This window comes from Pseudomonas sp. MF7453 (genome assembly GCF_016405455.1).
GTDB classification, from domain to species: Bacteria; Pseudomonadota; Gammaproteobacteria; order Pseudomonadales; family Pseudomonadaceae; genus Aquipseudomonas; species Aquipseudomonas paralactis.
Genome location: NZ_JAEKCN010000005.1, coordinates 1 through 14,590, shown reverse-complemented (window position 1 = coordinate 14,590; position 14,590 = coordinate 1). Strand labels below are relative to the sequence as shown.

13 protein-coding genes are annotated in these 14,590 nt (G+C 58.4%); 2 read left to right on the top strand and 11 right to left on the bottom strand.

Going from position 1 to position 14,590, the window contains the following annotated elements; all coding sequences use genetic code 11:
* Position 1: 1 nt before the first annotated feature.
* The 11 genes from JFT63_RS09450 to JFT63_RS09400 form a co-directional block, all read right to left on the bottom strand.
* Positions 2–1,309 carry a CitMHS family transporter gene (locus tag JFT63_RS09450; RefSeq protein ID WP_003187405.1) on the bottom strand — a complete coding sequence of 436 codons (1,308 nt, stop codon included), beginning with the start codon at positions 1,307–1,309 and terminating at the stop codon, positions 2–4.
* A gap of 379 nt (positions 1,310–1,688) precedes the next feature.
* A complete protein-coding gene (locus JFT63_RS09445) occupies positions 1,689–3,650 on the bottom strand; it encodes a DUF7844 domain-containing protein (RefSeq protein WP_186558994.1) in 1,962 nt (653 codons plus the stop codon).
* Entirely contained in the window at positions 3,647–3,967 is a 321-nt protein-coding gene (locus tag JFT63_RS09440; RefSeq protein ID WP_057701772.1) for a DUF2388 domain-containing protein, read from the bottom strand. Before JFT63_RS09440 ends, JFT63_RS09445 begins: the two co-directional genes overlap by 4 nt.
* A gap of 26 nt (positions 3,968–3,993) precedes the next feature.
* Positions 3,994–4,302, bottom strand: coding sequence for a DUF2388 domain-containing protein (locus tag JFT63_RS09435; protein ID WP_198843842.1), 309 nt, complete (start codon positions 4,300–4,302; stop codon positions 3,994–3,996).
* 105 nt (positions 4,303–4,407) lie between these two features.
* Positions 4,408–4,728, bottom strand: a complete 321-nt coding sequence (locus tag JFT63_RS09430; RefSeq protein WP_032878532.1) for a DUF2388 domain-containing protein — start codon at positions 4,726–4,728, stop codon at positions 4,408–4,410.
* Between the two features lie 329 nt (positions 4,729–5,057).
* The gene (locus tag JFT63_RS09425; RefSeq protein ID WP_043048367.1) at positions 5,058–5,273 is read right to left on the bottom strand and encodes a DUF1127 domain-containing protein; all 216 of its coding nucleotides are present in this window, start codon (positions 5,271–5,273) and stop codon (positions 5,058–5,060) included.
* A 318-nt stretch (positions 5,274–5,591) separates the two neighbouring features.
* Positions 5,592–7,085: an acetyl-CoA hydrolase/transferase family protein gene (locus JFT63_RS09420; RefSeq protein WP_198843841.1), complete on the bottom strand. Its 1,494-nt coding sequence runs from the start codon at positions 7,083–7,085 to the stop codon at positions 5,592–5,594.
* A gap of 179 nt (positions 7,086–7,264) precedes the next feature.
* On the bottom strand, positions 7,265–8,701 hold the full coding sequence (locus tag JFT63_RS09415; RefSeq protein WP_198843840.1) for an NAD(P)(+) transhydrogenase (Re/Si-specific) subunit beta: 1,437 nt from the start codon (positions 8,699–8,701) through the stop codon (positions 7,265–7,267).
* Positions 8,701–9,024, bottom strand: a complete 324-nt coding sequence (locus JFT63_RS09410) for an NAD(P) transhydrogenase subunit alpha (RefSeq protein WP_005783507.1) — start codon at positions 9,022–9,024, stop codon at positions 8,701–8,703. Before JFT63_RS09410 ends, JFT63_RS09415 begins: the two co-directional genes overlap by 1 nt.
* A gap of 15 nt (positions 9,025–9,039) precedes the next feature.
* A complete protein-coding gene (locus JFT63_RS09405; RefSeq protein ID WP_198843839.1) occupies positions 9,040–10,161 on the bottom strand; it encodes a Re/Si-specific NAD(P)(+) transhydrogenase subunit alpha in 1,122 nt (373 codons plus the stop codon).
* A gap of 452 nt (positions 10,162–10,613) precedes the next feature.
* A complete protein-coding gene (locus tag JFT63_RS09400; RefSeq protein ID WP_198843838.1) occupies positions 10,614–11,513 on the bottom strand; it encodes a LysR family transcriptional regulator in 900 nt (299 codons plus the stop codon).
* Between the two features lie 156 nt (positions 11,514–11,669).
* On the opposite strand from JFT63_RS09400, the gene JFT63_RS09395 reads away from it, so the two are divergent.
* The gene (locus JFT63_RS09395) at positions 11,670–12,851 is read left to right on the top strand and encodes an acyl-CoA dehydrogenase (protein ID WP_057701766.1); all 1,182 of its coding nucleotides are present in this window, start codon (positions 11,670–11,672) and stop codon (positions 12,849–12,851) included.
* A 13-nt stretch (positions 12,852–12,864) separates the two neighbouring features.
* Positions 12,865–14,085, top strand: a complete 1,221-nt coding sequence (locus JFT63_RS09390) for a CaiB/BaiF CoA transferase family protein (protein WP_057701765.1) — start codon at positions 12,865–12,867, stop codon at positions 14,083–14,085.
* The last annotated feature ends 505 nt before the right edge of the window (positions 14,086–14,590 follow it).

Genomic DNA, 14,590 nt, shown 5'->3' with positions numbered 1-14,590 from the left:
ATTATAGAGTGCTGAACAGCGGAAAAATCCCCATCAGCAATGCGGCGAACATTATGCACAGGCATACCAGCACTGCCCACTTCAAGGTGAAGCGCTGGTGATCGCCGAATTCGATGCCTGCCAGAGCCACCAGCAAGTACGTCGAGGGTACCAGCGGGCTGAGCAGGTGTACGGGTTGCCCGACGATCGATGCGCGGGCCATTTCTACTGCAGTGATGCCGTAGTGGCTGGCGGCTTCGGCCAATACCGGCAGTACGCCGTAGTAGAAGGCATCGTTGGACATGAAGAAGGTGAACGGCATGCTCACCAGCGCAGTGATCACTGCCAGGTACGGGCCCATGGCTTCCGGGATGACCGCCAACAGGCTCTTGGACATGGCGTCGACCATGCCGGTGCCCGACAGGATGCCTGTGAAGATCCCGGCGGCGAAGATCAAGCCCACCACCGCCAATACGCTACCGGCGTGAGCCGCGACGCGGTCCTTCTGTTGCTGCAGGCACGGGTAGTTGACGATCATGGCGATACTGAACGCCACCATGAACAGCACCGGCAGCGGCAACAGGCCGGCAATCAGGGTGCACATCAGGGCCAGCGTCAGGGCGCCGTTGAACCAGATCAGTTTTGGGCGGCGGGCGTCGGGGAATTGCGACACGCTGATTTCGCTGTGATCGATCTCGTCGCCTTGCAGGTGCAGTTCACCCAGGCGTGCACGCTCGCGCTTGCCGTACATGTAGGCAATCACCAGGATCGCCACCACACCGGCGGCCATGGCCGGGATCATCGGTACGAAGATGTCGGACGGATCCACATGCAACGCACTGGCAGCACGCGCCGTCGGGCCACCCCAGGGCGTCATGTTCATCACGCCACCGGCGAGAATGATCAGGCCGGCCATGATCCGCGGGCTCATGCCGATACGCTGGTACAGCGGCAGCATGGCGGCGACGCAGATCATGTAGGTAGTGGCGCCGTCACCGTCCAGGGACACCACCAACGCCAGCACGGCAGTGCCGACCGAGACTTTCAGCGGGTCGCCCTTGACCATCTTGAGGATCTTGCGCACGGCCGGGTCGAACAGGCCGGAGTCGATCATCAAGGCGAAGTAGAGAATGGCGAACATCAGCATCACGCCGGTCGGCGCGAGCTTGGTGATGCCTTCGAGCATCATCGGGCCGATCTTCGGTGCGAAACCGCCGAACAGCGCAAACAGGATGGGCACGATGATCAAGGCGATCAGCGCAGACAGGCGCTTGGTCATGATCAGGAACATGAACGTGATGACCATGGCAAAGCCAAGGAAAGTCAGCATAGGAATACTCCAGGCGTAGCGCGGCTAGGGAATGGCGAACCGGGTGAAGGTCAGCGCAGAACGAAAGGCACGAGGCTTACGGGCGGAGTGGGTGCGAACAGGCGGGTACGAGCGGACATCGGGAATCACCATTGTTGTTGTTTACAGCCGGTCTGTTGCCGGCAGTTGGGGCGATCCTAGACGGGTAAGCTTTCAGCCAGCTTTCGCTGAGAAAACAGCTGATGAAGGGTATGCACCCGTTCTTCAGGTTGACGCAGAACAAAATGTGGGAGCTGGCTTGCCTGCGATAGCGGTGTGTCAGCCAATATCTTTCATGGCTGTGCCACTGTCATCGCAGGCGAGCCAGCTCCCACATTTGCAAGGTGGTGGCTAACAAAATTCAGGGGAGTTCGAGGCCACCGGCGGCTTTATGCAGCGCTCGTAGGTGTTCACCGATTTGCTTGAGGTTGGCTTCACTGGCGGCAATCTCGGCAGCACGGGCCGGATCGAGCAGCGCCCTCACCTCCTTATCCAGCTCGCCGGTCAACGATTGCAACTGCTTTTGACGTTCGGCGCTTTCTGATTCCAGGCGCTTGGCTTCCGAAGGCTGTGGCAGGCCATAACCTCCACTGTCCAGCAACTCGGCCGGGCGACTCAGGAAGCCGCTGTTGGCGAGAATTTGCTGCAGCGTGTTGTTGGCCTTCTCCATGCCGCCGTTTTTCAGCTCGCGGGCATTGAGATAGCGCTGTTTGACTTCGTCCTGGGCGAGCATCAGTTGCTTGCGATAGCTGGCTTGTTCAAGCAACAACAACGCAGCGCTGGTGCGCAGGTCGGCCTGGCTGAACCACTGGCGGCGCGCTTGCGCATCCAGCGCCAGCCAGTCTTCGACCTGGGTCTGCTTGATCGGCAGACGCTTGCGCAGCACATCGAACATCGCCTGGTAGCGTTCGCGGAACGAGTCGAAGTGATACCCCAGGCGCAACGCCTCGCGCTTGTCATTCAATACGCTGGTATCGGCGAGCCCGCGGGCGCTGAGCACTTCCAGCAAACCGTTGGGCGTGATGTTGTCCAGGCCGGTCAATTGCGGGTTGGCGCTGCCACTGCGTAACAGTTTCAGGCTTTCGACCGCGCAGTTGTTGGAGATAAAGAAGTAGTTGCCGTCATAGCTCCAGTGCATCTGGGCAGCATGTTCGACGGTGTCGTTGATTTCCTGGCGGCTAAGCTTCAGCGGCACAGACGCCAGGCCACGCAATTCTGTCTTGGTGTATTCATCGATGACCTGAGCCAGGGGCAGTACAAACAGCCGTGACGGGTACTTGCCCACCAGGCCATCCCAGCTCGACAGCTGTACGTCACCGACGAAGGCGCGGTAGGACAGCACCAGGTGGCGGTCCAGATCCAGTCGACAATCGGGGCCACGCGGGCGACCAGGCGCGCAGATCACCAGGCGCAACATGCTATGGCCCCAGCGGCTCACCAGGTTTTGGTTGGCTTCGGCGAGCAGGTAGTCGATTTCGTACACCCGCTCCGGATCAATTTGCCCCAGTGGCGTTTTGGCGAAGTCGTTGCCGGCGTTCAGGAAGGGGTAGGTCTTGGCACAGGCTTGTTGTTCGGGCGGTGCCCAGCCGAAATGTTCTTTGTAATAGCGGAACAGCGCGGGGCGTCGGCAGGCGTAGCTGGGGTCCAGGAGGAAGTACTCCATGTTGACCGCCACAAACTCCAACGGGCTGGTGGTTTCGTAGATGTCCGGGCTGCGCACCACTTGATTGTTGTGCTGCTCGCGCTCGCCGCGGCGGCCGACGTATTGTGGCCAGCCGGCGAGGTCCAGCAGGCGTGGGTCATCACTGAGGGTAAAGCGCCGGTCGTTCTGGCCACGGCATTGATCGGGCAGGCCGATCAAGCCGGTGATGCTGTTCTGGCGACTGCAACGCTGGATCAGTGCGCGCTCGTCTTTGGGCCACAGGCGTGCCCGGTCGTAGATGTGGGTCAGCTCATGCAGCACGGTGGCGAGCAATTCCTTGCGCACTGTGCCGTGAGGTCGATTGGTTTTGTGAGTGGCGGCACTGCCGTCGGTCAGGCTGGCGAGCAGGTTCTGGTTAAGGTCCAGTTCGGACACCAGGGAGGCCTGGCCGTAGGCATTTTCAGGCATTTTGTCGGTCCAGCCGACATCAATGCGCCGATCCAGTTGCTCGACAAAACGTGGCGGCAAGGCGTGCAGCGCTTCATCGAGCAATGCCTGGCTGGCCTGTTGTTCGGCCGGGCTCAAACCTTCGGTTTTGAGCCGCAGTTGCAGGCTGGCCTGGGCTGTAGTTGCGCACAGCAGCACAGCCCCGGCCAGGAGCCATGTTTTGATGCGCCTCACAGAGCGAGGATAGCTTCGGCGAGGGTCTGGTCGCTGGCATCACGGGCTTCTGGCACGCGGGTGCGAAGGGTATCGAACGCGGCTTCCAGCTGGGCACCACGGATCTCGCCATTGGTGGCGACGAAGCTGGCGGCATCATCGTGGGCTTCGCGCACGATTTTGGAGTCGCGGATGGAAGTGGTGGTGTCCGAGGTGAAATCAATGGTGCGCGCCGATGCACGCACAATGATATTGCTGGTGGCTTTCAAGGTTTGCGCCTGGGCGACATCGGCCAAAAACAGCAGGCCGAGGGCGGCGACGATCAGCGGGCTACGCATCGAGTGACTCCGAAATACAAAGATAGCTATTGGACGAGAATTGCTCGCGCCAGTTCAAGGTCGCTCGCATGAAGTTTTGGCTGGCTGCGGCGCAGATAATCCAGCGCGGACTCCAGGCGCGCGCCCCGCCATTGACCATCAGTGGCAATAAATGCGGCAGCATCATCCTGGGCGGCCATGACCAACTTGTTGTCGAACGGCGCAGAGGTCACCTTGCCGGTGGCGTACACGCTGACGACGGAGCTCTGGGTGGACACGTCCAGGGCCGAAACCAAGGGTGACCAGCAGGCGCAAAACAGTACGGGAACAATCAACAGGCGGTATGAAAAAACCATGGGACTCGACAACTGAAAACGAGCGCCAAGGCTAGCGCAATGGCCGGGCGAGGGCCAGCGCCGAGGCATCCGGGAGCGGCTGGCGCTCCCGTCTGTTGCCGCCGATCAGATCGCCAGGATTGCCTGTGCCAGCTGTGCATCGGTAGCGATGGCCAGTTGCGGAGCTTGCTGGCGGATGTGAGCCAGGGCGCTTTCCAATTTCACGCCACGGATAGCACCTTCGCTGGCGACAAAGCTGGCGGCGTCATCACGGGCGGCCTGGACTACCTTGTTGTCGCGCAACGAGGACGTCGCATCGGAGGTAGCATCGGAAGTGGCTTTCAGGGCGCCGACGATCGAGTCGGTGGTCATGATGAAGCTGCTCGCGTTGGCGTTAGCGGCCAGGGTCAGCACAGCGGCAGTGCACAGCAGGCGAAGACGGGACATGGGATAACTCCTGTAGACGAAATAAGGTGGCGCGAAGCGGCCACAGTTAAACGGACTGGGACTGTTGAGCATCAGACGCTCGCTCTACAGGGTTCGCCACGTGGTGGGTGGATATTAGGCTCGCGCCGTTGCAACAGGAAGCCTGTAATTTAACTGTACTGGTTAATTGTAACTATATTAAAACTGTACCTGTTCGCGCAATCTGTACTGATTCAATGCCCTTTGCACAGAAACAACAAAGCCCGCCTCCGGTTACCCGGGGCGGGCTTTGTTTTGACAAGTCAGAGTGCTGGCGGTGGACCCGACGGGTCAGGGCCAGCGGGCGCTGCTTAGCGCCAGAACGGCTTGCTCAGCTCTTCGTAGCGTTGAGCTTCGCTGATACCGGCGTCAGCCAGCAGACGCGAATCCAGGCGAGCCAACTGGTGGCGGCTGGAAATGCGGCGCTGCCACAACATCAGGTTGGCGAGAACGCGCAAAGGCAGGGAAGCGTTGGTGTTTACAGCTTTATCTTCGAAGAACAGTTCGGAACTGAGTGTACGTTCCATGATGACATCCTTCCGCTTGTGGCGGGATTAGGTAGTGGTTTAACTGATGCCAATGATCCTCTTCCAGCACAAGACTCTCTAGATACAGTTCACCTGTATTGTGAGGGGCCAGTTAACTGTTTAATGCGGCTGTACGGTACGGAAATGGGGCAACTGTACCTGTGTGCACCTAAAGGGTGCGAAATGACCGGTTTCAAGGCGAGGTGTGGGATATTTCGGTAGGAATGGAGCGGTACAGTAGTACAGTTTTTGCTATTTGTGCCGATTGGTCGATCGAGCTGATGAAACTGTAGTTGCATCAGCCCGGATCTGTATTCATCAAGCCTTGAGCATATGCCCGGTTTCTTCCAGGTTGATGTGCCAACTCAGTGCCTGGCGCAGAATATGTGGCGTGTGCCCACCGATTGCGCAGGCTGCTTCGAAGTAGGTATTGAGCGCGTCGCGGTAGGCCGGGTGCACACAGTTGTCGATGATCACCCGTGCACGTTCCCGCGGTGCCAGGCCCCGCAGATCGGCCAAGCCCACTTCGGTCACGAGAATGTCCACGTCATGTTCGGTATGGTCCACATGGCTGACCATCGGCACCACGCTGGAAATCGCGCCGCCCTTGGCGATCGACTTGGTGACGAAGATTGCCAGGTGCGCGTTGCGCGCGAAATCCCCGGAGCCGCCAATCCCATTCATCATCCGCGTGCCGCAAACGTGGGTGGAGTTGACGTTGCCGTAGATATCGAACTCCAGTGCGGTGTTGATACCGATGATGCCCAGGCGGCGTACCACTTCAGGATGGTTGGAGATTTCCTGTGGACGCAGCACCAGTTTGTCCTTGTAGTGCTCCAGGTTGCCGAAAACATCGGCATTGCGGCGCTCCGACAAGGTAATCGAGCTGCCGGAAGCGAAGCTCAGCTTGCCGGCGTCGATCAGGTCGAATGTCGAATCCTGCAGCACTTCGGAGTACATCGTCAGGTCTTCGAAGGGCGAGTCGATCAAGCCACACATCACCGCGTTGGCAATGTTGCCGATCCCGGCTTGCAGCGGGCCAAGCTTGTTGGTCATGCGCCCGGCGTCTACTTCCTGCTTAAGGAAGTTGATCAAGTGGTTGGCGATGCCTTGAGTGTCATCATCGGGCGGCGTCACGGTTGAGGCAGAGTCGGCCTGGTTGGTGACCACGATGGCAACGATTTTCTCTGGCGGGATCGGAATCGCAGCGCTGCCAATGCGGTCGTCGACTTTCACCAGCGGGATCGGCGTGCGCGTCGGCCGATAGGTCGGAATATAGATGTCGTGCAGCCCTTCCAGGTTCGGATTGTGCGCGAGGTTGATCTCGACGATCACATGCTTGGCAAAAATTGCAAAGCTGGCTGAGTTGCCCACGGAGGTGGTAGGCACGATGTGCCCTTGTTCAGTGATGGCGACCGCTTCGATGACCGCAATATCCGGCAACTTGAGCTGATTGTTGCGCAGCTGTTCGACGGTTTCCGACAGGTGCTGGTCGATAAACATCACCTCGCCGGCATTGATTGCCTTGCGCAGGGTGCTGTCGACTTGAAACGGCATGCGTCGCGACAGTACGCCAGCTTCAGTCAGTTGCTTGTCCAGGTCGTTGCCCAGGCTGGCGCCGGTCATCAGCGTGATTTTGAGAGGCGAAGTCTTGGCGCGTTCGGCCAGGGCGTGGGGGACGGCCTTGGCTTCACCGGCACGGGTGAAGCCGCTCATGCCGACGGTCATGCCGTCCTCGATCAGTGCGGCGGCGTCTGCCGCGCTCATGACCTTGTTCAACAACGAAGGCAAGCGGATACGATCACGGTACATGAATTGTTATCTCAGGCTACGGAAGCAAGGTGGGCAGTGTAGTGATTTCAAAAAGTTTCGGCCCGCTACCATGGTCGAATGCCAGGTGGCGATTTAGAGCCTTTGGTCGGGTTTCATCCGCTAATAAAAAACCCCAGCCTACTGGAGGCCAGGGTTTCGGGTATTGCGCTGGCGCAGTGTTATTCGACGGCTTTGACCATATCTTCGATGACCTTTTTGGCATCACCGAAGACCATCATGGTCTTGTCCAGGTAAAACAGCTCGTTATCCAGGCCGGCATAGCCGCTGGCCATCGAGCGCTTGTTGACGATGATGGTCTTGGCCTTGAACGCTTCGAGAATCGGCATACCGGCAATCGGTGAGTTTGGATCGTTCTTGGCCGCCGGGTTGACCACGTCGTTGGCGCCCAACACCAGCACCACGTCGGCCTGGCCGAACTCGGAGTTGATGTCTTCCATCTCGAACACCTGGTCGTAAGGCACTTCAGCCTCGGCCAGCAGCACGTTCATATGCCCAGGCATACGGCCCGCCACCGGGTGGATCGCGTACTTCACGGTGACCCCGCGATGGGTGAGCTTTTCGGTCAGCTCTTTAAGCGCGTGTTGTGCCCGCGCAACGGCCAAGCCATAGCCCGGCACGATGATGACCGTGTCGGCGTTGGTCAGCAGGAAGGTAGCGTCGTCGGCAGAGCCGGACTTCACCGGGCGCGCTTCTTTAGAGCCGGCTGCTGCGCCGACGTCTGGCGCATTGCCGAAACCGCCCAGCAGTACATTAAAGAAGGAGCGGTTCATCGCCTTGCACATGATGTAAGACAGGATCGCGCCGCTGGAGCCGACCAGGGAGCCGGCGATGATCAGCATCGAGTTGTTCAGCGAGAAGCCAATGCCTGCCGCTGCCCAGCCGGAATAACTGTTGAGCATCGATACCACTACCGGCATGTCTGCCCCGCCGATCGGGATGATGATCAGCACGCCCAGCACGAAGGCCAAGGCCAGCATCAGTGCGAACGCAGTGAGGTTGCCGGTGAACATGAACGCCAGGCCCAGGCCCAGGGTGGCCAGGCCGAGCACCAGGTTCAGTTTGTGTTGCCCACCAAACTGTACCGGTGCGCCCTGGAACAGGCGGAACTTGTACTTGCCCGACAGCTTGCCGAACGCGATCACCGAGCCGGAGAAGGTGATAGCACCGATGGCGGCACCGAGGAACAGCTCCAGGCGGTTACCGGCCGGGATCGAGTCGCCCAGGTGTTTGACGATGCCCAGGGATTGCGGCTCGACAACCGCTGCAATCGCGATAAACACCGCCGCCAGGCCGATCATGCTGTGCATGAACGCTACCAGCTCCGGCATCTTGGTCATCTCTACACGCTTGGCCATGATCGAGCCGGCGGTGCCGCCGACCAGCAGGCCGACGATGACGTAGCCGATACCGGCTGTCGCCAGCTCCGCGCCGAGCTTGTAGATCAGGCCGACGGTGGTTAGCACCGCCAGCGCCATGCCGAGCATGCCGAACAGGTTGCCGCGTCGGGAGGTGGTGGGGTGCGACAGGCCTTTGAGGGCCTGGATGAAGCAGATCGACGCGATCAGGTAGAGCGTCGTCACCAGATTCATGCTCATTACTTCTGCACCTCTTCTTTCACAGCTTTGGGCGCTTTCTTCTTGAACATCTCAAGCATCCTACGCGTAACCAGGAAACCGCCGAACACGTTAACCGCAGCCAGCGCTACCGCCAGAGTGCCCATCGTTTTGCCCAATGGCGTTACGGTGAGTGCGGCGGCCAGCATGGCGCCGACAATCACGATCGCGGAAATTGCGTTTGTTACTGCCATTAACGGCGTATGCAGCGCGGGGGTAACGTTCCAGACCACGTGGTAACCGACATAAATCGCCAGCACAAAGATGATCAGGTTGTAGATACCTGGGGAGATAAGCTCTTCCATCGTCTGAATCCCTGCTTAGGCGTTTTTGCGGATGACTTGGCCGTCGCGGCACATCAGGCACGCGGCGACGATGTCGTCTTCGAGGTTGATTTCAAACTGCCCTTCCTTGGTGAAGACCAGCTTCAGGAAGTCCAGCAGGTTACGCGCGTACAAGGCCGAAGCATCGGCGGCGACAGCGCCTGCCAGATTGGTCGGGCCGCAGATGATCACACCGTTTTCCACCACGACCTGGTCGGCGACGGTCAGTGGGCAGTTGCCACCCTGGGCTGCTGCGAGGTCAATGACCACCGAGCCGGGTTTCATCTGCGCGACGGTATCGGCGCTAAGCAGGGTCGGCGCCTTGCGGCCGGGGATCAGTGCGGTGGTGATAACGATGTCGGCCTGCTTGGCGCGTTCGTGCACGGCCAGGGCCTGGCGCTGCATCCAGCTGGTGGGCATCGGGCGCGCATAGCCGCCGACACCGACGGCGCATTCACGCTCTTCATCGGTTTCGTAGGGAACGTCGACGAACTTGGCGCCCAGGGATTCGATTTGCTCTTTCACCGCCGGACGGACGTCGGACGCTTCGATGACCGCGCCCAGGCGTTTTGCCGTAGCGATGGCTTGCAGCCCCGCCACACCGGCGCCAAGGATCAACACGCGCGCAGCTTTTACAGTGCCGGCGGCGGTCATCAGCATTGGCATGAAGCGCGGGTAGTGATGAGCGGCCAGCAACACAGCCTTGTAACCGGCGATGTTGGCTTGCGAAGACAGCACGTCGAGGCTTTGGGCCCGGGAGGTGCGCGGCGCGGCTTCGAGGGCGAAGGCGGTGATGCCGTGTTCGGCAAGCTTGGCGATGGTTTCGTTGCTGAACGGATTGAGCATGCCCGCCAATACGGTGCCGCTTTTGATCAGCGCCAGTTCGCTGTCGTTGGGGGCCACCACCTTGAGGATCAGCTCGGCACCGAACGCATCGCTGGCACTGCCAATGGTTGCGCCTGCCGTTTCATAAGCACTGTCGACGATGCTGGCGTTGATGCCTGCGCCGCTTTGTACAGTGACCTTATGGCCCTGGCCGATCAGTTTCTTGATGGTTTCCGGGGTGGCAGCCACCCGCGTTTCACCGGTCTGGGTTTCGAGAGGAACACCAATGTGCACGTCAAATCTCCTGCATGATCTTTTTGCTTTTGATCTTTTTGTAAAAAGGCCAGTGCACCGCGAGTGGCGCAACTGGGGCGACCGATCAGCACGATCCCGCTGAAATGACAGCGGGGCGCGGCATTTTGCAGGCGAACTTTACGGCCTTCAAGAGATTATGACGGGTGACGAAAAATTAACTACAAGTCACCCTGTGACTGATTGTCGCAATGCACGGAAATAACCGCTTTAAATACAAGCCTTTAAAGGGGGTATGGTGTTTATCGGCTCTTTTTCAATGGTCGTTGTGAATGGTCGCTTATAGGTTGTTAATAGTCGCTACACGCCATGTAAATCATGGCCTTGAACCTTATTTTTGCTCGACCGGTACAGACTGTTTAAATGCGACATATACGTATATCTGTAGGATTAAAAATAAACTGACTACAAGGTCAGTAATTGGAGTTTGTCCTTTAAATGCTAGGGCTATAGCGTTTTGACTGCTCAATCAGCCAGTCTCTGAAGGCGTGCAGCGAAGCCGATTCGACCTTTTTATCGGGAATCATGAGGTAGTAAGCCTTTTCGCTGCTTAGCGTTTCGGTGCTCGCGATCACTAGTCGCTTCTCCTTCAGTTCGCGCTGGATGAGGAAGGGAGGTATCAGTGCGATGCCCATGTCATGCATGGCCGCTTGGGACAACATCGAGAATAGCTCGTATCGAGGGCCTGTCATGTCGCGAGGCAGGCTCAGCTGCTGCGCGTTGAACCACTGACGCCAGGCATAGGGGCGGGTGGTCTGTTGTAGCAGTGGCAGTTCGGCGATCTCTTGAGGGCTGAAGTGCGCGCGGTCTCCAAGTAAGCGTGGGCTGCACACCGGGACAGGGTTCTCTCCCATCAGCCGGTGTGACTCTGTGCCGGACCAGTCGGCATCGCCGAAGTAGATCGCGGCGTCGAACGCCGTGTCGGCGAACAGGAACGGGCGTGTCCGATTGGTCAGGTTCACCGTCACCTCCGGGTGCCGGTCCTGGAAGTCCTTGAGGCGTGGAATCAGCCATTGCGTGCCGAAGGTCGGTACCACCGCCAGCTCGATGGCGTTGGCGCCCTGCTGGCCCATGACCGACAAGGTGTCGCGCTCTACGGCGTCCAATTGTGTGGCAACTCTGCGGCTATAAGAGAGCCCTGCCTCTGTCAGCTTCACCCCGCGACGCGAACGGCGAAACAGTTCGACACTTAAAAACTCCTCCAGGCTGGCGATCTGTCGACAGATGGCGCCCTGGGTGATGGAAAGCTCCTGCGCCGCCTTGGTGAAGCTTTCGTGACGGGCTGCCGCTTCGAAGCTGATGAGCGCGGTGGTGCTGGGGATTTTTCTGCGCATGTACGTTGTCCTCACAGATAAGGCGCCTTTATGGGCTTTCCGAGTGTTACGAAGTGAGAAATTAGCACAACCCTATGCAGAAACCTCGTTTGCCCTCTGCGCGTGCCCGGCCTAGTCTGAATCACGACTTCTGTTTTTATCCGCGAGGACTTATTCATGGCTGGCAAGGCAAGCTTCAACTGGATCGATCCACTGCTGCTGGATCAACAGCTCACCGAAGAAGAGCGCATGGTGCGTGACAGCGCCGAGCAGTTTGCTCAGGACAAGCTGGCTCCTCGCGTGCTTGAAGCCTTCCGTCATGAAAAGACCGATCCCGCTATCTTCCGTGAGATGGGAGAGACCGGTTTGCTGGGCGCGATGATTCCCGAGCAGTACGGTGGCAGCGGCTTGAACTACGTCAGCTACGGGCTGATTGCGCGTGAGGTAGAGCGTGTCGACTCCGGCTATCGTTCGATGATGAGTGTTCAGTCGTCACTGGTCATGGTGCCGATCAATGAATTCGGCACCGAAGCGCAAAAACAAAAATACCTGCCGAAATTGGCGTCCGGCGAATGGATTGGCTGTTTCGGGCTCACCGAACCCAACCATGGCTCTGATCCGGGCGCGATGATTACCCGTGCGCGAAAGGTAGATGGCGGCTACAGCCTGACCGGCGCGAAGATGTGGATCACCAACAGCCCGATCGCTGATGTATTTGTGGTGTGGGGCAAGGACGATGCAGGCGATATCCGTGGGTTCGTCCTGGAAAAAGGCTGGAAGGGCCTGAGCGCCCCGGCGATTCACGGCAAGGTCGGCCTGCGAGCGTCCGTTACCGGCGAAATAGTCATGGATAACGTGTTTGTACCCGAAGAGAACATTTTCCCGGATGTGCGTGGCTTGAAAGGGCCTTTTACCTGCCTGAATTCGGCGCGCTACGGTATCTCCTGGGGGGCGTTGGGGGCTGCTGAGTTCTGCTGGCATACCGCGCGCCAATACACCCTGGATCGTCAGCAGTTTGGTCGACCATTGGCCGCAACGCAGTTGATCCAGAAGAAGCTGGCCGATATGCAGACCGAGATCACCCTGGCGCTGCAAGGTTGCCTGCGTCTGGGGCGGATGAAAGACGAGGGGACTGCAGCGGTCGAGATTACATCGATCATGAAGCGTAACTCGTGTGGCAAGTCCCTGGACATCGCCCGTATGGCCCGTGACATGTTGGGCGGCAACGGCATCTCCGACGAGTTCGGGGTGGCGCGTCACTTGGTCAACCTGGAAGTGGTCAATACCTATGAAGGGACCCATGACGTGCATGCCTTGATCCTTGGGCGTGCGCAAACCGGTCTTCAGGCGTTCTATTAATAGGAGCATGGGCATGGGCGCGCTGTCGCATCTGCGGGTACTGGATTTATCACGAGTACTGGCGGGCCCTTGGTCCGGGCAGATTCTCGCGGACCTTGGGGCTGAAGTGATCAAGGTCGAAAGGCCGGGCTGCGGTGATGACACACGCGCCTGGGGGCCGCCTTTCCTCAAGGACGCGTACGGCGAAAATACCAGTGAGGCGGCGTACTACCTGTCCGCCAACCGAAATAAAGAGTCGGTGACCATCGACTTCACTAAGCCTGAAGGGCAGAAGCTGGTGCGTGATCTGGCGGCCAAGTCGGACATTCTGATCGAGAACTTCAAAGTGGGTGGTCTGGCAGCTTATGGGCTGGATTACGAGTCGCTAAAGGAGATAAACCCGGAGTTGATCTACTGCTCAATCACGGGTTTTGGTCAGACCGGGCCTTATGCCGCGCGTGCCGGCTATGACTTCATGATTCAAGGGCTGGGTGGGTTGATGAGCCTGACTGGCCGGCCTGAGGGTGATGAAGGCGCGGGGCCGGTGAAAGTTGGCGTGGCATTGACCGATATTCTCACGGGGCTCTACTCGACCGTCGCGATCCTGGCCGCGTTGGCTCACCGGGACCATGACGGCGGTGGGCAGCATATCGATATGGCGCTGCTGGATGTGCAGGTGGCTTGTCTGGCTAATCAGGCAATGAATTACCTGACCACCGGAGTTTCGCCAAAGCGCCTGGGTAATGCGCATCCGAATATCGTGCCGTATCAGGACTTTCCCACGGCTGATGGTGATTTCATCCTGACGGTTGGTAATGACGGGCAGTTTCGCAAGTTTGCCGAGGTGGCCGGGCAGCCGCAGTGGGCGGATGATCCGCGGTTCTCTACTAACAAGATGCGGGTTGCCAATCGTGCGGCGTTGGTTCCGTTGATTCGTCAGGCAACAGTCTTCAGGACTACGGCGGAATGGGTGTCGCAACTGGAAAAAGTCGGTGTGCCGTGCGGGCCGATCAATGATTTGGCGCAGATGTTTGCTGATCCGCACGTCAAGGCGCGCGGGTTGGCTATAGAGTTGCCTCATGCTTTGGCGGGGATGGTGCCTCAGGTTGCCAGCCCAATCCGGCTTTCGAAGACGCCCGTGGAGTATCGCAGTGCACCTCCGTTGCTGGGCGAACACACGCTCCAGGTGCTGCAAGGGGTGCTGGGGCTATCGCCAGCCAATGTGGCTGTATTAAAGGAAGCCGGGGTTATATGAATACTCTCTTCTATATAGAGAGGTGTCTGCTGTGCGTTTTCTGATCAATCCTAACTATTTGATAAGAAAACGAAATTAGAAGTTGACGGCAGATTCTGGAGGCCTATAATTCGCCCCACTTCCGGCGCAGTCGAAACGGAAAACTCCTTGGTAAACAATGAGTTACGCGGTTTTCGGCAGTAGGTTGCTTCAGTTCATCGAAGCCAAAAGGAAGTTGAAAAAGAGGTGTTGACAGCAGCGTGTAACGCTGTAGAATTCGCCTCCCGCTTCGGAGAGATCCTAAGCGCAAGTGGTTGAAGTTGTTGAAGAAATCTTCGAAAGCTTCTGAAAATAATCACTTGACAGCAAATGAGGCTGCTGTAGAATGCGCGCCTCGGTTGAGACGAAAGATCTTAACCAACCGCTCTTTAACAACTGAATCAAGCAATTCGTGTGGGTGCTTGTGGAGTCAGACTGATAGTCAACAAGATTATCAGCATCACAAGTTACTCCGCGAGAAATCAAA

What these genes read in the sequence shown, in the direction of transcription:
- JFT63_RS09450 (WP_003187405.1), bottom strand. Translation starts at nt 1,309, where the DNA reads ATGCTGACTTTCCTTGGCTTTGCCATGGTCATCACGTTCATGTTCCTG.
- JFT63_RS09440 (WP_057701772.1), bottom strand. Translation starts at nt 3,967, where the DNA reads ATGCGTAGCCCGCTGATCGTCGCCGCCCTCGGCCTGCTGTTTTTGGCC.
- JFT63_RS09435 (WP_198843842.1), bottom strand. Translation starts at nt 4,302, where the DNA reads ATGGTTTTTTCATACCGCCTGTTGATTGTTCCCGTACTGTTTTGCGCC.
- JFT63_RS09430 (WP_032878532.1), bottom strand. Translation starts at nt 4,728, where the DNA reads ATGTCCCGTCTTCGCCTGCTGTGCACTGCCGCTGTGCTGACCCTGGCC.
- JFT63_RS09425 (WP_043048367.1), bottom strand. Translation starts at nt 5,273, where the DNA reads ATGGAACGTACACTCAGTTCCGAACTGTTCTTCGAAGATAAAGCTGTA.
- JFT63_RS09420 (WP_198843841.1), bottom strand. Translation starts at nt 7,085, where the DNA reads ATGTACCGTGATCGTATCCGCTTGCCTTCGTTGTTGAACAAGGTCATG.
- JFT63_RS09415 (WP_198843840.1), bottom strand. Translation starts at nt 8,701, where the DNA reads ATGAGCATGAATCTGGTGACGACGCTCTACCTGATCGCGTCGATCTGC.
- JFT63_RS09410 (WP_005783507.1), bottom strand. Translation starts at nt 9,024, where the DNA reads ATGGAAGAGCTTATCTCCCCAGGTATCTACAACCTGATCATCTTTGTG.
- JFT63_RS09400 (WP_198843838.1), bottom strand. Translation starts at nt 11,513, where the DNA reads ATGCGCAGAAAAATCCCCAGCACCACCGCGCTCATCAGCTTCGAAGCG.
- JFT63_RS09395 (WP_057701766.1), top strand. Translation starts at nt 11,670, where the DNA reads ATGGCTGGCAAGGCAAGCTTCAACTGGATCGATCCACTGCTGCTGGAT.
- JFT63_RS09390 (WP_057701765.1), top strand. Translation starts at nt 12,865, where the DNA reads ATGGGCGCGCTGTCGCATCTGCGGGTACTGGATTTATCACGAGTACTG.